Below are 23,458 nucleotides of genomic sequence, written 5' to 3'. Positions count from 1 at the left end.
AGGATGGGAGCAAACACCGGTCAGACACGATAAGGCGGTGCCTGGACGCGCTCAGTGCGGGTAGCACGCGGTCGGGCGGGGCTTGGGTAAGCCGCCCCGATTATAGGAAGGGGTTTGCGGATCCAACAAGGGGCTTAAACGGCAACCGGCACCGTGCTGGTGTGCCAGATCAGTACCTTGGCGACGCGGTTGTCTTCGGTCTCGAGGATTTCCAGGCGATAGCGCCCGATTTTCAGGCAAACGGCGCAATCCGGGATGGTTTCCAGCGCTTCGGTCACCAGGCCGTTGAGGGTCTTGGGGCCGTCGCTCGGCAGGTGCCAGCCTAGGGTCTTGTTCAGTTCGCGGATCGAGGCGGCGCCATCGATCACGTAGCGGCCATCCAGCTGCGGCTGGATGTGAGGGTTGTCCAGGTGGTGCTCGCTTTCGAACTCGCCGACGATTTCTTCAAGAATGTCTTCCAGGGTCACGATGCCCAGTACTTCGCCGTACTCATCCACCACCATGCCCAGGCGGCGTTGCTGTTTGTGGAAATTCAGCAATTGCAGCTGCAGCGGCGTGCTTTCCGGGACGAAGTAGGGCTCGTGGCAGGCCGCCAGCAAGGCTTCCTTGGTCAGGCTGGCGTCCGGCAGCAGGTGCTGGATCTGCCGGGTGTTGAGCACCGCCTCGACCTGGTTGATATCACTGTGGAACACGGGCAAGCGGGTGCGCTGGGAGGTGCGCAGTTGCTCGATGATTTCTTCTGTCGAGTCGTCCAGGTTGATGCCGTCCACTTCGCTGCGGGGCACCAGGATGTCATTTACGGTGATGTTGTCCAGGGCGTGGATGCCCGGCATGCCTGGCGCGCGAACATTGGGGATTTCGGCTTCCGGCTCGTCGTCTTGATCAGGCTGCGGCTCGTCACTGTTCTTGACGACGCGAGGCTTGCGGGCGAATGGCCGCAACAGCAACAGGCTGACGCCGTTGAGCAGCCAGGCCAGCGGGTAAAGGATCTTCAATGGCACGCTCAGCAGGGTATTGCCAAAACCGAGGATGGTTTGCGGGTGGCGAGTGGCCAGGGTGCGCGGCAGATAGTCGGCCAGCACCAGCAGGACGGCGCTGGAGATCACCCAGCCGAGCCACGGACCGTTCTCGGCCCAGGCGTAGATCGCCAGCAGGGTGCAGAGAATCACCACCACGCCACGGCATAGTGTGTTGCAGAGGATCAGGCTGTTACGCGGGAAATGCAGGCGGGCAGCGGCTTTGTCACCCTGACGGGTGCCGGGGCGCAGGGCCAGCAAATGTTGCTGAGCGGCTTCGATGGCGGTAAACAGCGCCGACCATAAAACCAGCAAGGCTACTACCGCAAGCATCGGCCCCAGGGGCAAGTTGTCCATGTCGGCTGCCCGTCAGATATGCAGGATGTATTCGCGAACCAGCTTGCTGCCGAAATAGGCCAGCATCAGCAGGCAGAAACCGGCCAGGGTCCAGCGGATCGCCTTGTGCCCGCGCCAGCCGAGGCGGTTGCGGCCCCACAGCAGCACGCTGAACACCACCCAGGCCAGGCACGCCAGCAGGGTTTTGTGCACCAGGTGCTGGGCGAACAGGTTCTCGACGAACAGCCAGCCGGAGATCAGCGACAGCGACAGCAGCGTCCAACCGGCCCAGAGGAAACCGAACAGCAGGCTTTCCATGGTTTGCAGGGGCGGGAAGTTCTTGATCAGCCCGGACGGGTGCTTGTGCTTGAGCTGGTGGTCTTGCAACAGCACCAGCAAGGCCTGGAACACCGCGATGGTGAACATGCCGTAGGCGAGGATCGACAGCAGGATGTGGCCGAGGATGCCCGGCTCTTCATCAATGATCTGCACGGTACCGGTCGGGGCGAATTGCGCCAGCAACACCGTCAGCATCCCGAGCGGGAACAGCAGCACCAGCAGGTTCTCCACCGGGATTCGGTAGCAGGCCATCAGGGTCAGTGCGATCACGGCGGCAGCGATCAGGCTGGCAGCGCTGAAAAAGTCCAGGCCCAGGCCGACCGGCGTCATCAAGTGCGTGAACAGGCTGGCGGCGTGGGCCAGCAGGGCAAGTACGCCGAAGCCTACCAGCAGGCGTTTGTCGGCCTTGGCGCCTTGGGCCAGACGAGTGCCCTGATAGAGGGTCGCAGCGGCATACAAGATGGCGGCGGCGAGGCTGGGAAGCAAACTGGGTGACAAAGGGAGCATAAATCCTGTTAAGCAGGCCCGAAAGGCGCTGAGTTTGGCATACCCCTGCGTAACACGAAAGACTCTCAGGCCAGACAGCGGGTGTGCATGGCGACAGTCTTCGCTATAATCCGCGACCTGCCCACGCCACAGGCTCGCCGAGCGCTGTTTTTAATAGCGATTTACCACAGCCTGGGCCGCCATTACCTCGGTCTACCAATGCATTTCGATGAATAGGGCCTGAAAGGATCGCGCATGTTTGAAAATCTGACTGACCGTCTCTCGCAGACGCTGCGCCATGTCACCGGCAAGGCCAAGCTGACCGAGGACAATATTAAAGACACCCTGCGTGAAGTGCGCATGGCGTTGCTGGAAGCCGACGTCGCCTTGCCGGTGGTGAAGGACTTCGTCAACTCGGTCAAAGAGCGCGCCGTGGGCACCGAAGTGTCCCGCAGCCTGACGCCGGGCCAGGCCTTTGTGAAGATCGTCCAGGCCGAACTCGAAAGCCTGATGGGCGCAGCCAACGAAGACCTGAACCTCAGCGCCGTGCCGCCAGCCGTTGTGCTGATGGCCGGTTTGCAGGGTGCGGGCAAGACCACCACCGCCGGTAAACTGGCGCGCTTCCTTAAGGAGCGCAAGAAGAAGTCGGTGATGGTGGTGTCTGCGGACGTCTACCGTCCGGCCGCTATCAAACAGCTGGAAATGCTGGCGGGCGAAGTGGGCGTGACCTTCTTCCCGTCCGACCTGAGCCAGAAGCCGGTCGACATTGCCCAGGCAGCTATTAAAGAAGCCAGGCTGAAATTCATCGACGTGGTTATCGTCGATACCGCCGGTCGCCTGCACATCGATGAAGAGATGATGGGCGAGATCAAGGCGCTGCATGCCGCGATCAACCCGGTAGAAACCCTGTTCGTGGTCGATGCCATGACCGGCCAGGATGCGGCCAACACTGCCAAGGCCTTTGGTGATGCGCTGCCGCTGACCGGTGTGATCCTGACCAAGGTCGACGGTGACGCCCGTGGCGGTGCCGCTCTGTCGGTCCGTGCGATTACCGGCAAGCCGATCAAGTTCATCGGTATGGGCGAGAAGAGCGAAGCGCTCGAGCCCTTCCACCCTGAGCGTATTGCCTCGCGCATCCTTGGCATGGGCGACGTACTCAGCCTGATCGAGCAAGCCGAAGCGACCCTCGACAAGGATAAGGCCGACAAACTCGCCAAAAAGCTGAAGAAGGGCAAGGGCTTCGACCTCGAAGACTTCCGCGACCAGCTGCAACAGATGAAGAACATGGGCGGCCTCGGCGGCCTGATGGACAAGCTGCCGAACATGGGTGGCGTGAACCTGGCGCAAATGGGCAATGCCCAGGGCGCGGCAGAGAAGCAGTTCAAGCAGATGGAAGCCATCATCAATTCCATGACCCCGGCCGAGCGCCGTGACCCTGAGCTGATCAGCGGTTCGCGCAAACGTCGGATCGCCATGGGTTCCGGCACCCAGGTGCAGGACATCGGTCGCTTGATCAAGCAGCACAAGCAGATGCAGAAGATGATGAAGAAATTCTCCGCAAAAGGCGGAATGGCCAAAATGATGCGCGGCATGGGCGGTATGTTGCCCGGCGGCGGCATGCCGAAAATGTAAAGAATTCGCGCGGGAGCTTGCTCCTGCTCCGACCCGCAGGGATGCGGGATCTCCAGCAAACCCGCCGTTGGCGGGAGCTGACTTGCCGTTTTAACCGACGGCTCTATAGCAGATCTGAATGGCACGCTGATAGGCGCCAGAAAAAGACATTTGCAAAAGTCCGGATATTCCTTAGAATATGCGGCCTTTCGGGCACCTATGCCCGCTGTGCATTTAGATTTGCAGCACCGACTACAGGAACGATGTTCACATGCTAACAATCCGTCTTGCCCTTGGCGGCTCCAAAAAGCGCCCGTTTTACCACTTGACCGTAACCGACAGCCGCAACCCGCGCGACGGTTCGCACAAGGAACAGGTTGGTTTCTTCAACCCTGTTGCTCGTGGTCAAGAAGTTCGTCTGTCCGTGAACCAAGAGCGCGTAGCCTACTGGCTGAGCGTTGGTGCACAACCTTCTGAGCGCGTTGCTCAGTTGTTGAAGGATGCATCTAAGGCTGCGGCCTGAGCAATATGAACGCGACGCCAGCGGTTGCTGATGATTTGATCGTTATCGGCAAGATTTACTCTGTTCATGGCGTTCGCGGCGAAGTGAAGGTGTATTCCTTTACTGATCCGACTGAAAACCTGTTGCAGTACAAGACCTGGACGCTCAAGCGCGAAGGTAGTGTGAAACAGGTAGAGCTGGTCAGTGGACGCGGGAACGACAAGTTCCTGGTCGCAAAGCTCAAGGGTCTTGATGATCGTGAAGAAGCTCGTCTTCTGGCCGGTTATGAGATCTGCGTGCCGCGCAACCTGTTCCCTGAATTGACCGACGGCGAGTACTACTGGTACCAGCTGGAAGGTCTGAAGGTTATTGATCAACTCGGGCAATTGCTCGGGAAAATCGATCATCTTCTGGAAACCGGCGCCAATGATGTAATGGTGGTCAAGCCTTGCGCTGGCAGCCTGGATGATCGTGAACGCCTGTTGCCCTATACCGAGCAATGCGTGTTGGCTGTCGACCTGGCCGCGGGCGAAATGAAGGTGGAATGGGACGCGGACTTCTAACGTGGCTAACCTGCGCGTTGAAGTGATCAGTTTGTTTCCCGAGATGTTTTCCGCCATCAGCGAGTACGGCATCACCAGTCGGGCGGTGAAACAGGGGCTCTTGCAGCTGACCTGTTGGAACCCGCGAGACTACACGACGGATCGACATCACACTGTGGACGATCGCCCATTTGGCGGTGGCCCTGGCATGGTGATGAAGATCAAGCCCCTGGAAGATGCGTTGGTTCAGGCCAAGGCAGCCGCCGGGGAGAAGGCGAAGGTAATTTACCTGTCCCCTCAAGGCCGTCAGCTGAATCAGTCGGCGGTACGCGAGTTGGCGAATCTGGAAGCATTAATCCTGATTGCCGGTCGCTATGAAGGCATTGACGAGCGTTTTATTGAGGCTCATGTCGATGAAGAGTGGTCGATTGGGGACTATGTCCTGTCTGGCGGCGAGCTGCCGGCGATGGTCCTGATAGATGCGGTTACACGACTGCTGCCTGGAGCTTTAGGGCATGCGGACTCCGCGGAGGAAGATTCCTTCACGGATGGTTTGCTGGATTGCCCGCACTACACCCGACCGGAGGTGTATGCGGATCAGCGTGTTCCCGACGTATTGCTAAGTGGCAATCACGCACACATCCGGCGTTGGCGTTTACAGCAGTCCCTCGGGCGGACCTATGAACGACGCGCCGATCTTCTGGAAAGCCGCTCGCTTTCTGGAGAAGAGAAGAAGCTGCTCGAGGAATACATCCTCGCGCGGGACGATAGTTAACAACGTATCGATGGTAGGTCCGACGACTTACCTTAGGAGCACAGCATGACTAACAAAATCATCCTTGCACTCGAAGCAGAGCAGATGACCAAAGAGATCCCTACCTTTGCCCCGGGCGACACCATTGTCGTTCAGGTGAAAGTGAAGGAAGGCGACCGTTCGCGTCTGCAAGCGTTCGAAGGCGTGGTAATTGCCAAGCGCAACCGTGGTGTGAACAGTGCTTTCACTGTTCGTAAAATCTCCAACGGTGTTGGCGTAGAGCGTACTTTCCAGACCTACAGCCCGCAAATCGACAGCATGGCCGTTAAACGTCGCGGTGACGTACGTAAAGCCAAGCTGTACTACCTGCGTGACCTGTCCGGTAAAGCGGCTCGCATCAAGGAAAAACTGGCTTAAGTCCAGCTTCCCGATGCAGAAAAAAGCAGCCTACGGGCTGCTTTTTTGTGCCCGCGATTTGTTGAGAGGGTCGGGACCGAGCTGCACCCACATTGGCGTGTGCTTGTTCACGAAATCGAAACAGCACACAAAACCCCTGTGGGAGCGGGCTTGCCCGCGATAGGATCTACCAGACACCACAGTCATCAGCTTGAGCTCCCATGCCCGCCATCGATCACCCCCAGATAGACCGCTTCCTCGACGCCCTCTGGCTGGAAAAAGGCCTGTCGGACAATACCCGGCAGGCGTACCGCAGCGACCTGGCGTTGTTCAATGGCTGGCTGCAGGAGAAAAACCTCGAGCTGCTCAACGCCGGCCGTGAGCTGATCCTCGACCATTTGTCCTGGCGGCTGGAGCAAAACTACAAACCCCGTTCCACTGCGCGTTTTCTTTCCGGTGTGCGTGGCTTCTATCGCTACCTGCTGCGGGAGAAGCTGATCGCGATCGACCCCACCCTGCAAATCGACATGCCGCAACTGGGCCGGCCACTGCCCAAATCCCTGTCGGAAGCCGACGTTGAGGCTCTACTCGCTGCCCCAGACCTGAGCGAAGCCATCGGCCAGCGCGACCGCGCCATGCTGGAAGTGCTGTACGCCTGCGGCCTTCGGGTCACCGAACTGATCAGCCTGACCCTGGAGCAGGTCAACCTGCGCCAGGGTGTGTTGCGTGTGATGGGCAAGGGCAGCAAGGAGCGCCTGGTGCCCATGGGTGAAGAGGCAATTGTGTGGATCGAACGCTACATGCGCGACGCCCGCAGCGAGTTGCTTAACGGTCGCCCTAGCGACGTGCTGTTCCCCAGCCAGCGCGGCGAGCAGATGACCCGCCAGACCTTCTGGCACCGCATCAAGCACCAGGCCAGGGTGGCGGGCATCGGCAAGTCGCTGTCGCCCCACACGCTGCGCCATGCTTTCGCCACGCATTTGCTCAACCACGGTGCCGATTTGCGCGTGGTTCAAATGCTCCTGGGGCACAGCGACTTGTCCACCACCCAGATCTACACCCACGTGGCGCGGGCACGTTTGCAGGAGATGCACGCCAAGCACCATCCCCGCGGATGAAAAACACGCCGGAAAAAGCCCAATTTCCCCGCGACTGGCTGCCCTGCGGCCCAACTGTGGTAGGCTTTGCCGGTTCGCAAAGGGGACGGCCCAAACCCGTGTTTGAAGATCGGTGTTCCTGCTCCCGTCCCTGCATCTGCCTTCAGGAGTTCCCATGCGCTTGACCCAGATTTTTGCCATCGCAGCCATTGCGTTGGTCTCAACCTTTGCCGTCGCCGATGACGCAGCAGAGAAGACAATCCGCAAGAGCCTGGAAGCCCTCCAGCTCGACACGCCGATTGAAAGCATCAGTGCCAGCCCGATGGCCGGCCTGTACGAAGTCAAGCTCAAGGGTAGCCGCGTGCTGTACGCCAGCGCCGATGGCCAGTACATCGTCCAGGGCTACCTGTTCCAGTTGAAGGACGGCAAGCCGGTCAACCTGACCGAAAAGGCCGAGCGCCTGGGCGTGTCCAAGCTGATCAATGGCATTCCAGTGGCTGAAACCGTGGTGTACCCGGCCATTGGCGAAACCAAGACCCACATCACCGTGTTCACCGACACCACCTGCCCCTACTGCCACAAACTGCACGCCGAAGTGCCTGAGCTGAACAAGCTCGGCGTTGAAGTGCGCTACGTGGCGTTCCCGCGCCAGGGTCTGGGTTCGCCGGGTGACGAGCAGTTGCAAGCCGTCTGGTGCTCGGCCGACAAGAAAGCCGCCATGGACAAGATGGTCGATGGCAAGGAAATCAAGGCCGCCAAGTGCGCCAACCCGGTTTCCAAGCAGTTCGCCCTCGGCCAGTCGATTGGTGTGAACGGCACGCCGGCCATCGTTTTGGCTGACGGCCAGGTGATTCCGGGCTACCAGCCGGCGCCGCAAGTTGCCAAACTGGCACTGAACGCAAAGTAAGCACTATCGTCGAGCCTTTGACGATCATGACTGGCCGACCATTCGGCGGGTCATTAACAGAGAGCCGCAGTTGTGCGGCTGTTTTCACGGCCGACCTTGAGTCGGCCGTTTCATGGGGAGTTCTTCAGTGAAACCGGTCAAAGTAGGCATCTGTGGGTTAGGGACCGTCGGTGGCGGCACCTTCAACGTACTTCAGCGTAACGCTGAGGAAATTTCCCGCCGTGCAGGGCGTGGGATTGAAGTGGCACAAATTGCCACGCGTACGCCAAAGCCTCAGTTCCAAACGACCGGTATTGCGATTACCAACGATGTCTTCGAAGTCGCCACCAACCCTGAAATCGATATCGTCATCGAACTGGTGGGCGGCTACACCGTGGCCCGTGAACTGGTACTCAAGGCCATCGAAAACGGCAAGCACGTGGTCACCGCCAACAAGGCGTTGATCGCCGTGCACGGCAACGAAATCTTCGCCAAGGCCCGCGAGAAGGGCGTGATCGTGGCGTTCGAAGCGGCCGTGGCCGGTGGCATCCCGGTGATCAAGGCGATCCGTGAAGGCCTGTCCGCCAACCGTATCAACTGGGTGGCCGGCATCATCAACGGCACCGGTAACTTCATCCTCACCGAAATGCGCGAGAAGGGCCGTACCTTCGAAGACGTGCTGGCTGAAGCCCAGGCCCTGGGTTACGCCGAAGCCGATCCGACCTTCGACGTGGAAGGCATCGACGCAGCCCACAAGCTGACCATCCTGGCGTCCATCGCCTTTGGTATCCCGCTGCAGTTCGACAAGGCCTACACCGAAGGCATCACCAAGCTGACCACCGCCGACGTGAACTACGCCGAAGCCCTGGGCTACCGCATCAAGCACCTCGGTGTGGCGCGCAGCACCCCGGCCGGCATCGAGCTGCGTGTGCACCCGACGCTGATCCCGGCCGACCGCCTGATCGCCAACGTCAATGGCGTGATGAACGCCGTGATGGTCAACGGTGACGCGGCCGGCTCGACCCTGTTCTACGGCGCCGGCGCCGGCATGGAGCCTACGGCTTCATCAGTGATTGCCGACCTGGTGGACGTGGTTCGTGCCATGACCAGCGACCCGGAAAACCGCGTACCGCACCTGGCCTTCCAGCCGGATTCGCTGTCGGCCCACCCGATCCTGCCGATCGAAGCCTGCGAAAGTGCCTACTACCTGCGCATCCAGGCCAAGGATCACCCGGGCGTGTTGGCGCAGGTGGCCAGCATCCTGTCGGAGCGCGGCATCAACATTGAATCGATCATGCAGAAGGAAGTCGAAGAACAAGACGGCCTGGTGCCCATGATCCTGCTGACCCACCGCGTGCTGGAACAGCACATCAACGACGCCATCGCCGCGCTTGAAGCGTTGCAGGGCGTGGTTGGGCCGGTGGTGCGGATTCGCGTCGAACACCTGAACTAATCGTTTTGCGGCAAGGGCCCCACACGTTCGGCGGCCCTTGTTCAAGCATGCTCTAGAGGAGCCAGTCATGCGTTATATCAGCACCCGCGGCCAGGCACCGGCCCTGAATTTCGAAGACGTTTTGCTGGCCGGTCTGGCCACTGACGGCGGCCTGTACGTGCCGGAAAACCTGCCACGTTTCACCCAGGAAGAAATCGCCTCCTGGGCCGGCCTGCCGTACCACGAGCTGGCGTTCCGGGTCATGCGCCCGTTCGTCACCGGCAGCATCCCGGATGCCGACTTCAAGAAGATTCTGGAAGAGACCTACGGCGTGTTTTCCCACAGTGCCATCGCACCGTTGCGCCAACTGAACGGCAACGAGTGGGTGCTGGAGCTGTTCCACGGCCCGACCCTGGCGTTCAAGGATTTCGCCCTGCAACTGCTGGGTCGCCTGCTGGACTACGTATTGGAAAAGCGCGGCGAGCGCGTGGTGATCATCGGCGCCACCTCCGGTGATACCGGCTCGGCGGCGATCGAAGGGTGCAAGCACTGCGAAAACGTCGACATCTTCATCCTGCACCCGCACAAGCGCGTGTCGGAAGTACAACGCCGTCAGATGACCACCATCTTCGGTGAGAACATCCACAACATCGCCATCGAAGGCAACTTCGATGACTGCCAGGAAATGGTCAAGAACAGCTTCGCTGACCAGAGCTTCCTCAAGGGCACGCGCCTGGTGGCCGTGAACTCGATCAACTGGGCGCGGATCATGGCCCAGATCGTTTATTACTTCCACGCAGCCCTGCAGTTGGGCGGCCCGGCACGTTCAGTGTCGTTCTCGGTGCCAACTGGCAACTTCGGCGACATCTTCGCCGGTTACCTGGCGCGCAACATGGGCCTGCCGATCAACCAGTTGATCGTCGCCACCAACCGCAACGACATCCTGCACCGCTTCATGAGCGGCAACCAGTACGTCAAGGAAACCCTGCACGCCACGCTGTCGCCGTCGATGGACATCATGGTCTCGTCGAACTTCGAACGCCTGCTGTTCGACATGCACGGTCGCAACGGCGCAGCCCTGGCCGGCCTGATGGACAGCTTCAAGCAGGGTGGCGGTTTCAGTGTCGAACAAGAGCGCTGGACCGAAACCCGCAAGCTGTTCGACTCCCTGGCTGTGGACGACGCCGAAACCTGCGAGACCATCGCCGAAGTCTACGCCCAGACCGGCGAGCTGCTGGACCCGCACACCGCCATTGGCGTCAAGGCCGCGCGCGAATGCCGCCGCAGCCTGGACATTCCGATGGTGATCCTCGGCACCGCGCACCCGGTCAAATTCCCGGAAGCGGTGGAGAAGGCGGGTGTTGGCAAAGCACTGGAATTGCCACCGCACCTGGCCGACCTGTTTGAACGTGAAGAGCGTTGCACCGTGTTGGCCAATGACCTGAAAGCTGTGCAGGCGTTTGTCAGCCAGCATGGCAATCGCGGTAAGCCGTTGTAACGAATACCGCTTACACAAAAACGCCGCTTTCCCTTCCGTGGGTCAGCGGCGTTTTTTGTTTCTGGCAGGCCCGGCTGGGTGTCGTTTAAACGAGCAGTTTTTGCGCTACTGCCATGACGGTCCCCACAGCAGTGAAGAAGCCTATGGCGATACCCACGGGATACCAGAAATTCTCACGGGTTATCTTGTGGGATTCTGCATTGAGCTTGCGTTGCTCGGCATAAATCCGTGATATGTCAGCGTGAATTTTCTCTAATACTGCCTGCTCTTTGTTGTGTTCCAGCATGGTCTTCATCCTTCGCAGTTGGGGCTTTTGATAGGCCTGTGTGGCAGCGTGACCAGCACCCACCGAGTATAGGATTCACCCTCGCCATCAGCGCCAAAACAGCGGCCCATTGAGTAAGCAGTTATGTGCCGCCGTTTTTTGGTTGTCATGTTGCAAGCGCATGCTGGACACGTCATCCCCGGCAACCCTTGAAAGACGAAAAAGCGAACTTTCCTACGAGACAAATAGTCACTTAGGAGAGAGGCAGCCCCCGTTTATACGATTGTTCCCGAACTATTGAGTGGTGATCGAGATGGAAAGTATCAGCCTATTGCTCGGTGAAGCACTGAGCCCTTATCAGGTCACGCTGACCACCTCGGGTGTGCAGGGCGAGTGCCTGGTAACCGTAAAGAATCCTGCCGGTGCCATCGTGGTCGAACGTGAAGTCGACCAGGCACAATTGACCGACAAGCGTGCATTGGTGGATGTGGTGGACTGCTTGCACCGCGACCTGATGATTGCCGAAGGACGCCTGGAACCCTCGGTCATAGCGGCGTTGCGCAATGCGGCCCTGACCCGGCCAATTGCCTGCGCATGAAGAATTATTTTTGTTGGGAACCTTCCTACGGCAAGGTGAGTCAGATTTTGTAACAGCGAGATCAAGCATTGTGCTCCGGTGCTTGTGGCTCGTTGTTACTGGTCTTTTTAGGCCCTTATTAACCCCGAGTTGTCTCCCCACTGCTCGGGGTTTCTTTTTGCCTGCGATTTGTCACGGGCCTGGCGCATCCTGGAAAAACGTCGGATTGTCTTTCAGGTACTGCTCGCGCATGACCGGATCGAGCCAGGAGGCGTAGGACTGTCGCAACTGCTCTTGCGGGATCTCGCGCAGTACCTGATTGATCCGCTCGATGGCCACGCGGCCGGGGACATTGTCCGTGCACGCAATGCGTGTCAGTTGATAGGGCGCGGTGCCTTTGATGGGGTAGAAGATCAGGTCCTGGGGATCGATGCCCTGTTGCAGCGCCTGGTAGCGAACTTCGGTCCAGTAACCCAGCACCGCCTCCAGCCGGCCCTTGCGTTGCATTTGCAGCAAGCTGCCGAGGGCGTCGTTGCCGTAGTGCGGTGCCAGTTTGTGAGCGCCGGCATGTTTCAGTGCTTCATCAATGATTTCGCCATAGCTGCGTTCGGCAATGATGCCAAGGCGCGCGTCCCGGGCACTCAAAAAAGCTTCCAGGTCAAACGTCCCCTCCACCACAAAGGGCGCCAGCGCTGCCCGCTCACTCTGGCGGATCGTCACGCCATTGCTGACAGCTGCAAATGCCAGGGTGGAAAACACAATGGTTTTCGCCCGTTCCGCTGTCCACAGCAGGGACGGGTCGCAGGTCAGGGTGCCGGGGTCACGGAGCATTTGCATGCCGCGTGCCCGGTTCACGTGGAGGATCTGGTGCCGGTACTCCGGCATGTGCTCGGCCAGTATCGGCAGCAGTTGGTCGAGCACGCCCTGGCCTTGTTGCGGGCCTTCGAAAATCGTCACCGGCGGCAGGTCACGCAACAGCCAGATCAGGGTGTCTTGGGCCTGGCTCGACAGCGGCCACCCCACGAACAGTGAACCCAGGAGGCAGAGTCGAATGATGAAGCGCCGGGCCATCAGATTGCGCCGGCCTCGCGCAGGCGGGTAATGGCCGCCGCGTCGTAGCCCAATTCATTGAGCACCACGCCGTTGTGCTCACCCAGCTGTGGTCCAACCCATTCGCAGCTGCCCGGTGTGTCCGAGAGTTTGGGCACGATGCCCGGCATTTTGAAGTCCTTGCCGCCGGGGAGCTTCGCCTGGAGGAACATCTCGCGGGCGAGAAACTGCGGGTCTCCCAGCATGTCTTCTGCGCTGTAGATCCGGCTGGCGGGCACTTGGGCCTTGTTCAGTTGTTCCACCACGTGCTCCAGTGGCAGCGAATTCACCCAGCGATCAATTACCCCGTACAGTTCATCGCGACGGCTGTCGCGGCCATCGTTGCTCGCCAGGGCGGGGTCGTTGGCCAGGTCCTCCCGCCCAATGGCCGACATAAAGCGCTTGAAGATCGCATCACCATTGGCGCCGATCTGCACATGCTTGCCATCCTTGCTGGTGTGGATCGAGGAGGGCGTGATGCCGGGCATGATGTTACCGGTGCGTTCGCGGATAAAACCAAATACGTCGAACTCCGGGATCATGCTCTCCATCATCGCGAAGATCGCCTCGTACAGCGCCACATCCACGACCTGGCCCAGGCCACCGTTGACCTCGCGGTGCCGCAAGGCCATCAACGCGCCAATCACCGCCCACAACGCGGCAATCGAGTCGCCGATGGAAATCCCGGTACGCACCGGCGGACGGTCCTCGAAACCGGTGATATAACGCAGGCCGCCCATGGACTCGCCCACCGCACCAAACCCGGGCTGATCCTTCATCGGCCCGGTCTGGCCAAAGCCCGAGAGGCGCACCATCACCAGTTTCGGGTTCAGGGCGTGCAAGGTTTCCCAGCTCAGGCCGAGCTTTTCCAGCACGCCTGGGCGAAAGTTCTCAATCAGGATGTCGGCATCCGCCAGTAATTGCTTGAGGATCCCCAGGCCGTCCGGGTGTTTCAGGTTCAGGGTCAGCGACTTTTTGTTGCGCGCCTGCACAAACCACCACAGCGACGTGCCTTCATACAGCTTGCGCCACTTGCGCAACGGGTCGCCGCCATCCGGGGATTCAACCTTGATCACCTCGGCGCCGAACTCGGCGCAGATACGTGAAGCAAACGGGCCGGCAATCAGGGTGCCGAGTTCGATGACTTTCAGGCCGGCAAGCGGTTTGGCGGTAAACGACATGGGGATCCTTTCAAGCGCAGTGCGGGGATGTGATGCCTTTTAACATAGGCGAGTGGCGCAGTGATAAGGATGATGCAGCGCAGGATTCGTTGAATCACCTCGCCATCGGTTAGACTTGCCGCCTTTCCCTGTCTCTAGAAGTCCGTTCATGGCCCAGCCGTCCACGACCTACAAGTTTGAACTCAACCTCACCGACCTTGATCGTTCGGTGTACGAGAGCGTCAAGCAGACCATCGCCCGCCATCCTTCGGAAACCGAAGAGCGCATGACCGTGCGCTTGCTGGCCTACGCCCTTTTCTACAACGAGCAGTTGTCTTTTGGTCGTGGCTTGTCGGATGTAGACGAGCCGGCATTGTGGGAAAAAAGCCTGGATGATCGCGTCCTGCACTGGATCGAAGTCGGCCAGCCGGATGCAGACCGCCTGACCTGGTGTTCCCGCCGTACCGAACGCACCACCTTGCTGGCCTACGGCAGCCTGCGCGTGTGGGAAGGCAAAGTGGTACCGGTGGCGAAAAATCTGAAAAACGTGAGCATCGCCGCCGTACCCCAGGAAATCCTGGAAGTCCTGGCCAAGGACATGCCACGGGTGATCAAGTGGGACGTGATGATCAGCGAAGGCACGATCTTCGTGACCGATGACCGTGGCCAGCATGAAGTCCAGCTGGAATGGCTGGCTGGCGAGCGCGGCTGAAACGTCGATAACTGATTGGACGCTGGTCGAGTGTGGGAGCTGTCGAGCTTTAGCGAGGCTGCGATGCAGGCGCTGCGGTCTGACAGGTACACCGAGGTGACCCTATCGCAGCCTCGCCGGGGCTCGACAGCTCCCACAAGGGATCACCGCTGTTTTCAGCATAAATTTTCAACGCTGTATTAAAGAGAAGTTTCCGTCACCCCATGCGTATCGATCCTCGCCCGTTGCCCGCCGTCCTGCCATTCCTCGGTGAATTGCCGCCGTTGTTGACCCGTCTCTACGCCGCACGCGGGGTGCAATCGGAAGCCGAGCTGGATAAAAGCCTGGCGCGGCTGATTCCGTATCAGCAGCTCAAGGGCATCGATGCCGCGGTGGACCTGCTGGTAACGGCCCTGGAGCAGCGCCAGCGGATCCTGATCGTGGGCGACTTCGACGCTGACGGCGCCACTGCGAGCACCGTGGGCACCCTGGGCCTGCGTTTGTTGGGTGCCGCCCATGTCGACTACCTGGTGCCTAACCGTTTCGAGTACGGCTACGGCCTGACCCCGGAAATCGTCGCCGTGGCCTTGCAGCGCCAGCCACAGCTGCTGATCACCGTGGACAACGGCATCTCCAGCGTCGAAGGCGTGGCGGCTGCGAAAGCGGCGGGGCTCAAGGTGCTGGTCACCGACCACCACTTGCCGGGCGACGAACTGCCGGCGGCCGACGCCATCGTCAACCCGAACCAGCCGGGCTGTGAATTCCCCAGCAAGGCGCTGGCGGGCGTGGGCGTGATCTTCTACGTGCTGATGGCCCTGCGCGCGCGTTTGCGCAGCCTCGGCTGGTACGAGAACAAACCCCAGCCAAATATCGGCGAACTGCTGGACCTAGTGGCCCTGGGCAGCGTGGCCGACGTGGTCCCGCTGGACGCCAACAACCGTATCCTGGTCTATCAGGGCCTGGAACGCATTCGCGCCGGTCGCGCCCGGCCGGGGATCAAGGCGATCCTCGAAGTGGCCAAGCGCGATCATGCACGCATCACGTCCACCGACCTCGGTTTTATCCTCGGCCCACGGCTGAACGCCGCCGGTCGCCTGGATGACATGAGCCTGGGCATCGAATGCCTGCTCACCACGGATGTCGCCGCCGCCCGGGAAATGGCCGCGCAACTGGACGGCATGAACCAGGACCGCAAATCCATCGAACAAGGCATGCAGCGCGAGGCCCTGGCCCAGCTCAAGGACTTGCCGGTGGAATCCATGCCGTATGGCTTGTGCCTGTTCGACCCGGAATGGCACCAGGGCGTGATCGGCATCCTCGCTTCACGGATGAAAGAGCGCTACTTCCGCCCGACCATCGCCTTTGCTGACGCCGGCGACGGCCTGCTCAAGGGCTCCGGGCGTTCCGTGCCGGGCTTTCATATCCGTGACGCCCTGGCCGTGGTGGCCAGCCAGCATCCGACGTTGATCGCCAAATACGGCGGTCACGCCATGGCCGCAGGCCTTACCTTGCCCGAGGCCAACTTCCCACTGTTCGCCGAGGCGTTTGACGCTGAAGTGCGCCGGCAACTGCGTGAAGAAGACCTGACGGGCCGCCTGCTGTCCGACGGCACCCTGGCGGTTGAAGAGTTTCACCTGGAGTTGGCCCGCGCCCTGCGCAATGCCGGGCCGTGGGGGCAGCATTTCCCCGAGCCGTTGTTTCACGGCGTGTTCCAGTTGGTGGAGCAGCGCGTCGTCGGCGAGCGGCACCTGAAAGTGGTGCTCAAGAGCGAGTGTGGTTCGGTGAAGCTCGATGGCATCGCCTTCGGTATCGACCGTGAGATCTGGCCAAACCCCACCATTCGCTGGGTTGAACTGGCCTACAAGCTCGACGTGAACGAGTTCCGTGGCCAGGAAACCGTGCAACTGATGATTGCCCATATCGAGCCGCGCTGAACCCTGTGCAATCCTCTGTTGTCGACTAGTCTCTAAGCACTGTGTGATCGGTCTTGTGACCTTGTCTTATTTCAGCCCGCCGGGGACGGGCTTTTCGTCGACCGTTCAAACAGAACCCTGGAGCCTGCCCACTGCATAAAAGAGGTGCCCCATGAGTCTGCTGCTTGAACCCTATACCCTGCGCCAACTGACCCTGCTCAATCGCATCGCCGTATCACCGATGTGCCAGTACTCCAGTGTCGATGGCCTGGCCAATGACTGGCACCTGGTGCACCTCGGCAGCCGTGCCGTGGGCGGTGCCGGGCTGATCTTTACCGAAGCCACCGCGATCACCGCCGATGGCCGCATCACCGCCCAGGACCTGGGCCTGTGGAACGACGAACAGATCGAACCCCTGCAACGCATCACGCGCTTTATCAACGCCCAGGGTGCGGTGGCGGGCATTCAACTGGCCCACGCCGGGCGCAAGGCCAGTACGCACCGCCCGTGGATCGGCAAGCACGGCAGCGTCAAGCCGGAAGACGGCGGCTGGGTGCCGGTGGGTCCATCGCCGATTGCCTTTGACCCGCAGCACACCTCGCCCAAACAACTGGACGAAGGGCAGATTCAGCAAGTGATCGCTGACTTTGTTTGCGCCGCCAAGCGTGCGTTGACCGCCGGTTTTAAAGTGGCGGAAATCCATGCCGCCCATGGCTACCTGTTGCATCAATTTCTCTCGCCCCTGAGCAACCAACGTCAGGACCAATACGGCGGTTCGTTCGAAAACCGCATCCGCCTGGTGCTGCAAGTGACCACGGCGGTGCGTGAAGCCTGGCCGCAAGACCTGCCGCTGTTTGTGCGGGTGTCGGCCACCGATTGGGTTGAAGACGGCTGGAACCCGGATGAAACCGTGGAGCTGGCTCGCCGCCTGAAAGACCTGGGCGTGGACCTGATCGACGTCTCCTCCGGCGGCACCGCCGCCAATGCGGAAATTCCTACGGGCCCCGGTTACCAGACCCGCTTCGCCGAGCGTGTGCGCAAAGAGTCGGGGATCGCCACCGGCACCGTGGGCATGATTACCGAGCCCGCCCAGGCCGAGCACATCCTGCGTACCTGCCAGGCCGATATCATCTTCCTCGCCCGTGAGTTGTTGCGTGATCCGTACTGGCCGCTGCATGCCGACGATGACCTGGGTGGACGCAAGGCGATCTGGCCGGCGCAGTATCAGCGGGCAACCCATAGGGACCAGCCGATTCATGAGTCGGATTTGCGGGATTAACCTTGTGCAGGAATGTGCCTGAAGCTAAGGTCGAACGTATGACTCTATTACTGAACGCTTCGATTATTCCCACCCTCCAGGAGAGGGCGGGTTGACGCGTGCTGGATAAGCATGAAAAACCCGCCCTTGAACCGGCGGGTTTTTTATTGCCCGCCGATGACCGGCCAAGCCCTGCGACACAAGGAGACGCTCATGTTGCACCTGATCTGCGGCAAAATCGCATCCGGCAAATCGACCCTGACTCAGCAGTTGTCCCAGGGCTCCCAGACGGTATTGATCAGCGAGGATGAATGGCTGGCTCGGCTCTATCCCGGGCAGATCAACGCCCTCGGTGACTATGTGCGTTGCACCGGCCAGCTGCGCGATGCGTTGACGGCGCACATCATTTCGTTGCTCAAGGCCGGTCTCTCGGTGGTGCTGGATTTTCCCGCCAACACCTTGGCCAGTCGCCGCTGGATGCGTTCGTTGTTCGAGGGCGCGGGCACTGACCACCGATTGCATTACCTGGACGTGCCGGACGAGGTCTGCAAGGCCCGCCTGCGGGCGCGTAACGCCGCCGGCACCCACGCGTTCGAAACCAGTGACGCCCAGTTCGACCTGATCACCGGCTATTTCGAAGCGCCAACGCCTGCTGAAGGCTTCAATCTTGTTCACTATCCTCCAGCGCAAACACAGCATGTTGATCAAGCGTGATCTCGCCGAAAAGGACCTGCCGCTGCTGGCGCTGATTGACCGCACCGAACGGATCGAGGCGTGCTATCGGGTGGAACACGGCGAGTTGCTGCTGTACCCCGAGTGCCACGACATGCGCGGCTGGCCCGAGGGCGAGGCCGAGCAGGACGCCGTGGCCTTGCATGCATGCCTTAAGCGCGGTGGTTGGCTGCACGGGGTGTTCGACAGTGAAAGGCTGCTGGCCGCCGTGGTGGTGGACCGCCGGGTTATCCACCATCAGGGCCTGCAGATGCTCCAGCTCAAATTCCTGCATGTGAGCCACGGCGTCCGTGGCCTGGGCCTGGGTGGCCAGCTGTTTGCCCTGGCCTGCGGGCACGCCCGCGCAGCCGGCGCCGAGGCGTTATATGTATCGGCCACGGAGTCACGTAACACGGTGGAGTTTTATCTCAGGCACGGTTGCCGCCTGCTCAAACAGCCGGACCCCGAGCTGTATCAACAGGAACCGCACGACATCCATTTGTATCGCCCTCTTGTGGGATAGTGCTGTAGGTCATTGCCTCATAAGCACTTTTTTAAGTGATTACTCTAAAAAAGCCTCACGCCCGGCAAGATAGTTTCTACGCTTACGGTAAGTCTGATCTCTGGCCCAGGAAGTCAGTCGGTTGATCCTCGCAGGCATTGCGTGTCGAGGGATGAGGTGATGGGCAACCAGGAGCAGTTGATGGATACGAGGAGACCGTCCATGGCCAAGTCTTGTGGTGTTGCGGGGCTTTTTTCGTCGTTTCTGGCCCGCAGGATGTCCCTGCGTAGCCGACGCTTGAGTTCGGATGAGGCGCAATTGCTGGAGCAATACCGCGCCCTGACCGAGAGCGATCAGGTGGCGATGCGGTATTTGATCGGGGCGATGAAGAGTATTTCGCGGTTCTGATAGCGCCGAGGGGGCGTTCCCACGCAAGCGTGGGAACGTTCGGTATCAGGTGTACTTGCGCTTGTCGGGCGCGGGCGGGAAGTACTGGTACAGCCAGGTTTCACTCAAGGTGCGGTCCTGGGTTTTGATGAACAGTCGCAGTTCAACCGGCTCGACACTGTCGCTGGTCGGGTACCAGTCAAACAGAATGCGATAACCCTTGATGGCATCCAGCACCAATACGCTGAAGTCTTTGACCTCACCATGGGAGCAGGTCACCACCGGTTCGATCCCGGTGCCTTCAGGCAAACGATCCAGCCCGCCGCCGTTGAAGTCCACGGCAAAGCGTCGCGCCCACACTTCAGGGTAATGCTCCCCCGGTGCCCAGCCTTCGGTGAAGCCGCCCATACCCGAACGGGTGGCGTTAACCTGCGCCAACGGGGTGCTGACCGGCGGCAGGGCGCTCCAGTAGAGCTTGTAGCCGTAGTTCAGGGAATCGCCGGCAGCCACGGGCTTTTTCGGGGTCCAGAAGGCCACGATGTTGTCCAGGGTCTCGCCAGTGGTAGGAATTTCCAGCAGGTCGATAGAGCCTTCGCCCCACGCGGTTGTAGGTTCTACCCACAGGCTTGGGCGTTTGCTGTACCAGTCAACGGTGTCCTGGTAGCTCGCAAACTCATGGTCGGTCTGCACCAGGCCGAAGCCTTTCGGGTCGGTGTCGGCAAAGGCGTTGAATTGCAGGGTGGCTGGGTTGTTCAGCGGGCGGCAGATCCACTCGCCATTGCCGCGCCACATGGCCAGGCGGTCCGAATCGTGGATTTGCGGGTGGATGGTGTCGCACATCCGCCGCTCGACGGTGCCGCAGCTGAACATGCTGGTCATCGGTGCGATGCCCAACTGTTCGATGGCGGTACGCGCGTTGATATGGGCGTCGATGGCCATCACCACCTGGTTGGCCTGGCAGTCGATGTCGAAGCGGTAGGCACCGGTGGCGCTTGGTGAATCCAGCAGGGCGTACACCACAAAGCGGGTGCTGTCCTTGTCTGGGGTTTCGAACCAGAACTGGGTGAAGTCCGGGAACTCTTCGCGCTTCTTCGCGTAGGTATCGATGGCCAGGCCGCGTGCGGAAAGGCCGTACTGGCCAGTGGAATCAACCGCCCGGAAGTAGCTGGCGCCAAGGAAGGACAGCACGTCGTGGCGGTCCAGTTCCGGGGCCTTGAATAGCTTGAAGCCGGAGAAACCCAGGTCGCCGGTCAGCTGTTTGGTGTCTACCGTCGTTTTTTCATAGTTGAACAGCGAAGGGCGGAAGTGCACCTCGCGGGACTGGCGGGTTTTCGGGTTGACGCTGTGCATGCGCACCGGCGTCTTGAAACCCATGCCGACGTGGAAGAACTGCACGTCCAGCTGGCCGTTCAACTCTTTCCACAGCGAATGCTTGCCGTCGTAGCCGATGGCGTTGAAATTTTGCGGGGTCATGGTCGCCAGGGTTGGCGGCAGCACCTGCTTGGTGTCCTGATAGCGATTACCGGCCAGTTGCTTGGCCTGGATCTTCAGGGACTCGAAGTCGAAGGTCTGGGCCTCGCCATCGGCGGCGCGATTGCCCGCCCAGGCTTTGGCGGCCAGCAGGCCACTGGCCGACAGACCGGTGTAAGCCGCTATGGCCATGGACGCTTTGAGCAAATTCCTGCGGTGCATAAATACAACCTGTCGTGAACAATCCCGCGCCGTTCCTGGCACGTGCTGGATCAAAGAAAACGGTTCGGACATGCCTTCGGCCAAACGCAACGGACATTAAACAGATGCCAAATAGCTTAAGCGGTTCGGTGCGGAAGGAAAAATGATTGATGGCGGGTTGATGGCGTTGCATATGAAACAAGACGTTTCTACACATCGCTGGTGTCTGTGAAGATGGGATTTTCTGTGGCGAGGGGGCTTGTCCCCCGTTGGGCTGCGCAGCGGCCCCATTAAACCACCGCCCTTTCCAGGCAGGAATTCAAGTCAGCTTTTGGGGCTGCTACGCAGCCCAACGGGGGACAAGCCCCCTCGCCACAAAAGCCCTTCTGCTTGGAGAGCCGGGATTAGCCCACTTCACCTACCGCCCGATACGCCTCATCAATCGCCGCATGGGCATACGCACTCCACGCCGCATCCGAGTTGGCGATGCTCACATGCCCCACCGGCTTGCGCGCCAGGTCTTTCAGCTTTTCGCTTTCATCGGCATCGTCAAACAAACTGTTGGAGAAGGTCGCATAGCCGTGTGACCAACGGTTGACAGTGATCGCCAAAATGTCGGTCTGGTGGTTGAAGCCACCCGGGCCGAGCATGCGTTGCAACTGGTCCCGCAATTGCGCTTCCAGTTGTTCAAACGTCTGGCCATACAACTTGCCCCGCCCGGCGCGGGCCTGGTCGCGGCCGTTCATGCCGCTGTTGGGGCTGGTGGGCACGTACACCATGTGCAGGCCAATCGGCTGCGTCGGGTCACGCGGGTGCTCGTAACCGCCCATGCTCACCGGGTAATCCAGCTTGATCCGGCTGTAGGGCTGGGTCGCTGCGTAGATCTCATGCACCCCCAGCTTCTGGAACGACGTCCAGTTGCGCACCACGACTTTGGTGTACACCAGCGGGTACTTCACGTTCTGGCTCAAGGCCTGGGCCTGCGCTGCCGGCAGGTCCCGCAGCAGGTACGGGATCATCATGTTGTAGCAGGCCAGGATGCAGCGCTTGCCGCGTACCTGTGCGAGTTGTCCGCCACGGCTGTAGCCGATATGCACACCGTCGCCGACGTTGCGCACACTGACCGCCGTGCTGTTCAAACGCACCCGCACCGGCGTCTTGGGTTGATCAAGCTTGGCGTAGTCAAACGGCGCCAGCACGATGTCGTCCATGGTGTGCCCAGGTGCCACAGCGGGAATCAGGCTGCGCACCAGCAGCCGCGCCAGCGACGCGTTGCCGTCGGGGAAGTGGTAGATGTAGGGCTCTTCCATTTCCGCTGCGGCTTCTTCGCTGATGGGCGCGAGGTTCATTCCGCCGAAGCCCGGGAAACCCACGCTGTAGGCATCAGCCGACGCCACGGCGTCGATGCTCAAGGCCATGAAGTCGTTGGTGCGGCTCTGGAAGTACTTCACCGCGCCTTCCGACAGTCCCACGTCCTTGAGCAGGAAATCGCGGTAGCTGGTGGCCGCCAGGTAATCGGCCTTTTCCTCTGCAGTCTTGCCCGGCAAGTAATCCTTGGGTGCGACATGCAGGGCAATCAATGCCTGACGGTCGGCTTCCGGTAGCGGAAAGTCATGGATGAAGTCGCTGATGGCGCGCGCATGCAGTTGGTCCGGGGCGATGTCGTCGGCCACCATCGGCGTCGGGTCGCCGGTGACCAGTTTGTCTTCGCCGAAGTTTTCCTTGTCGAAGAACACCCCGCGTGACAAACCGAGGCCCGGGTAGAACTGACGGTCGAAGGCCGTCTCGAAGCGCTTGATATTCACCCCGAGTTTCTTCAACAGTCCGTTTACTTCTTTGCTGTAAAGATGGTTCGGCGACTGGAACGCCTCGCTGCCGCCGTAGCCGATGATCAGCCGGCCGCCGGCCTGGAACTCGTTGCGCTTGGCATGGCCGCCGAAGTCGTCGTGGTTCTCCAGGATCAGGATCTTCGCCTTCGGGTGTTTTTCACGGTAGAACCACGCCGCCGACAAACCGCTCAAGCCGCCGCCGACCACCACCAGGTCGTAGTCTTCGGTGATGGGCAGTTTGTCGGTGTCGAAGACCTTCTTTTCCCAGCCCATCTGGTGGGCGATTTCGAATGAGCCGGCATGGCTGCCACGCAAGCCGGTGAGGGCGGGCGGATAGTAGCGCCCATCAGGAGCGGCCTGGAGGATTTGCAGTGGCGTCATGCCAGCGGCAACAGTGATGGCGACGCCGTTGAGGAAGTCGCGGCGGGTGATGTCCATGGGAACCTGCGAATTATTTATTGTTATGAGGAGATCCCCTGTGGGAGCGGGCCGTTGTGGCGAGGGAGCTTG

Annotated in this window: 23 protein-coding genes; 16 read left to right on the top strand and 7 right to left on the bottom strand. The window is 60.4% G+C overall.

The features are described from left to right. Positions 1-134 precede the first annotated feature (134 nt). The gene (locus tag HX855_RS12450) at positions 135-1,373 is read right to left on the bottom strand and encodes a transporter associated domain-containing protein (RefSeq protein ID WP_177083583.1); all 1,239 of its coding nucleotides are present in this window, start codon (positions 1,371-1,373) and stop codon (positions 135-137) included. 12 nt (positions 1,374-1,385) lie between these two features. Beyond that, the gene (locus HX855_RS12445; protein WP_375140081.1) at positions 1,386-2,198 is read right to left on the bottom strand and encodes an inner membrane protein YpjD; all 813 of its coding nucleotides are present in this window, start codon (positions 2,196-2,198) and stop codon (positions 1,386-1,388) included. A 234-nt stretch (positions 2,199-2,432) separates the two neighbouring features. Here HX855_RS12445 and ffh point away from each other — a divergent pair, with 234 nt between their 5' ends. The 9 genes from ffh (at position 2,433) to thrC (ending at position 10,895) form a co-directional block, all read left to right on the top strand. Next, positions 2,433-3,809, top strand: coding sequence for a signal recognition particle protein (gene ffh / locus HX855_RS12440; protein WP_088423656.1), 1,377 nt, complete (start codon positions 2,433-2,435; stop codon positions 3,807-3,809). Positions 3,810-4,059: 250 nt separating this feature from the next. Beyond that, positions 4,060-4,311 carry a 30S ribosomal protein S16 gene (gene rpsP / locus HX855_RS12435; protein WP_010463010.1) on the top strand — a complete coding sequence of 84 codons (252 nt, stop codon included), beginning with the start codon at positions 4,060-4,062 and terminating at the stop codon, positions 4,309-4,311. 5 nt (positions 4,312-4,316) lie between these two features. After that, positions 4,317-4,853 (top strand): ribosome maturation factor RimM, encoded by a 537-nt coding sequence (gene rimM, locus HX855_RS12430; protein ID WP_010565276.1) that lies wholly within the window; start codon positions 4,317-4,319, stop codon positions 4,851-4,853. A 43-nt stretch (positions 4,854-4,896) separates the two neighbouring features. Further along, on the top strand, positions 4,897-5,607 hold the full coding sequence (gene trmD / locus HX855_RS12425) for a tRNA (guanosine(37)-N1)-methyltransferase TrmD (protein WP_256344226.1): 711 nt from the start codon (positions 4,897-4,899) through the stop codon (positions 5,605-5,607). A gap of 45 nt (positions 5,608-5,652) precedes the next feature. Further along, positions 5,653-6,003: a 50S ribosomal protein L19 gene (rplS, locus tag HX855_RS12420; protein ID WP_003175895.1), complete on the top strand. Its 351-nt coding sequence runs from the start codon at positions 5,653-5,655 to the stop codon at positions 6,001-6,003. A gap of 200 nt (positions 6,004-6,203) precedes the next feature. Next, positions 6,204-7,100, top strand: a complete 897-nt coding sequence (gene xerD / locus HX855_RS12415) for a site-specific tyrosine recombinase XerD (protein ID WP_177083587.1) — start codon at positions 6,204-6,206, stop codon at positions 7,098-7,100. A gap of 154 nt (positions 7,101-7,254) precedes the next feature. Then, positions 7,255-7,986 (top strand): thioredoxin fold domain-containing protein, encoded by a 732-nt coding sequence (locus HX855_RS12410; protein WP_088423653.1) that lies wholly within the window; start codon positions 7,255-7,257, stop codon positions 7,984-7,986. A gap of 127 nt (positions 7,987-8,113) precedes the next feature. Next, positions 8,114-9,418, top strand: a complete 1,305-nt coding sequence (locus HX855_RS12405) for a homoserine dehydrogenase (protein ID WP_003209580.1) — start codon at positions 8,114-8,116, stop codon at positions 9,416-9,418. A 67-nt stretch (positions 9,419-9,485) separates the two neighbouring features. Next, entirely contained in the window at positions 9,486-10,895 is a 1,410-nt protein-coding gene (gene thrC / locus HX855_RS12400; RefSeq protein WP_177083589.1) for a threonine synthase, read from the top strand. A gap of 85 nt (positions 10,896-10,980) precedes the next feature. Here the strand turns inward: thrC and HX855_RS12395 are convergent, their stop codons facing one another. Then, positions 10,981-11,181, bottom strand: a complete 201-nt coding sequence (locus tag HX855_RS12395) for a hypothetical protein (protein ID WP_177083591.1) — start codon at positions 11,179-11,181, stop codon at positions 10,981-10,983. A gap of 292 nt (positions 11,182-11,473) precedes the next feature. Here HX855_RS12395 and HX855_RS12390 point away from each other — a divergent pair, with 292 nt between their 5' ends. Continuing rightward, on the top strand, positions 11,474-11,758 hold the full coding sequence (locus HX855_RS12390; RefSeq protein ID WP_177083593.1) for a DUF3509 domain-containing protein: 285 nt from the start codon (positions 11,474-11,476) through the stop codon (positions 11,756-11,758). A 171-nt stretch (positions 11,759-11,929) separates the two neighbouring features. On the opposite strand, the gene HX855_RS12385 is transcribed toward HX855_RS12390, so the two are convergent. Together HX855_RS12385 and HX855_RS12380 are read right to left on the bottom strand one after the other, a co-directional pair. Beyond that, positions 11,930-12,808 carry a TIGR02285 family protein gene (locus HX855_RS12385; RefSeq protein WP_177083595.1) on the bottom strand — a complete coding sequence of 293 codons (879 nt, stop codon included), beginning with the start codon at positions 12,806-12,808 and terminating at the stop codon, positions 11,930-11,932. Continuing rightward, positions 12,808-14,007, bottom strand: coding sequence for a CaiB/BaiF CoA-transferase family protein (locus HX855_RS12380; RefSeq protein ID WP_177083597.1), 1,200 nt, complete (start codon positions 14,005-14,007; stop codon positions 12,808-12,810). Before HX855_RS12380 ends, HX855_RS12385 begins: the two co-directional genes overlap by 1 nt. A 148-nt stretch (positions 14,008-14,155) precedes the next feature. Between HX855_RS12380 and HX855_RS12375 the strand changes: the two genes are divergently transcribed. The 6 genes from HX855_RS12375 (at position 14,156) to HX855_RS12350 (ending at position 19,469) form a co-directional block, all read left to right on the top strand. Then, positions 14,156-14,698 carry a YaeQ family protein gene (locus HX855_RS12375; protein WP_003209567.1) on the top strand — a complete coding sequence of 181 codons (543 nt, stop codon included), beginning with the start codon at positions 14,156-14,158 and terminating at the stop codon, positions 14,696-14,698. 203 nt (positions 14,699-14,901) lie between these two features. Beyond that, entirely contained in the window at positions 14,902-16,611 is a 1,710-nt protein-coding gene (gene recJ / locus HX855_RS12370) for a single-stranded-DNA-specific exonuclease RecJ (RefSeq protein WP_177083599.1), read from the top strand. Between the two features lie 151 nt (positions 16,612-16,762). Next, positions 16,763-17,869 (top strand): NADH:flavin oxidoreductase/NADH oxidase, encoded by a 1,107-nt coding sequence (locus HX855_RS12365; RefSeq protein ID WP_177083600.1) that lies wholly within the window; start codon positions 16,763-16,765, stop codon positions 17,867-17,869. A gap of 192 nt (positions 17,870-18,061) precedes the next feature. Further along, positions 18,062-18,562, top strand: coding sequence for an ATP-binding protein (locus HX855_RS12360; RefSeq protein WP_177083602.1), 501 nt, complete (start codon positions 18,062-18,064; stop codon positions 18,560-18,562). Next, positions 18,546-19,082 (top strand): GNAT family N-acetyltransferase, encoded by a 537-nt coding sequence (locus HX855_RS12355; protein ID WP_177083630.1) that lies wholly within the window; start codon positions 18,546-18,548, stop codon positions 19,080-19,082. Before HX855_RS12360 ends, HX855_RS12355 begins: the two co-directional genes overlap by 17 nt. A gap of 201 nt (positions 19,083-19,283) precedes the next feature. After that, on the top strand, positions 19,284-19,469 hold the full coding sequence (locus tag HX855_RS12350; protein WP_177083604.1) for a hypothetical protein: 186 nt from the start codon (positions 19,284-19,286) through the stop codon (positions 19,467-19,469). A 45-nt stretch (positions 19,470-19,514) separates the two neighbouring features. Here the strand turns inward: HX855_RS12350 and HX855_RS12345 are convergent, their stop codons facing one another. Together HX855_RS12345 and HX855_RS12340 are read right to left on the bottom strand one after the other, a co-directional pair. Then, positions 19,515-21,140: a glucan biosynthesis protein D gene (locus tag HX855_RS12345; RefSeq protein ID WP_177083605.1), complete on the bottom strand. Its 1,626-nt coding sequence runs from the start codon at positions 21,138-21,140 to the stop codon at positions 19,515-19,517. A 383-nt stretch (positions 21,141-21,523) separates the two neighbouring features. After that, complete coding sequence (locus HX855_RS12340; protein ID WP_177083606.1) at positions 21,524-23,386, bottom strand: FAD/NAD(P)-binding protein; 1,863 nt, start codon at positions 23,384-23,386, stop codon at positions 21,524-21,526. Positions 23,387-23,458: the final 72 nt, after the last annotated feature.

The sequence above is a fragment of the Pseudomonas sp. IPO3778 genome (assembly GCF_013386825.1).
GTDB lineage: Bacteria > Pseudomonadota > Gammaproteobacteria > Pseudomonadales > Pseudomonadaceae > Aquipseudomonas.
This window is presented reverse-complemented; position numbering and strand designations above follow the sequence as displayed.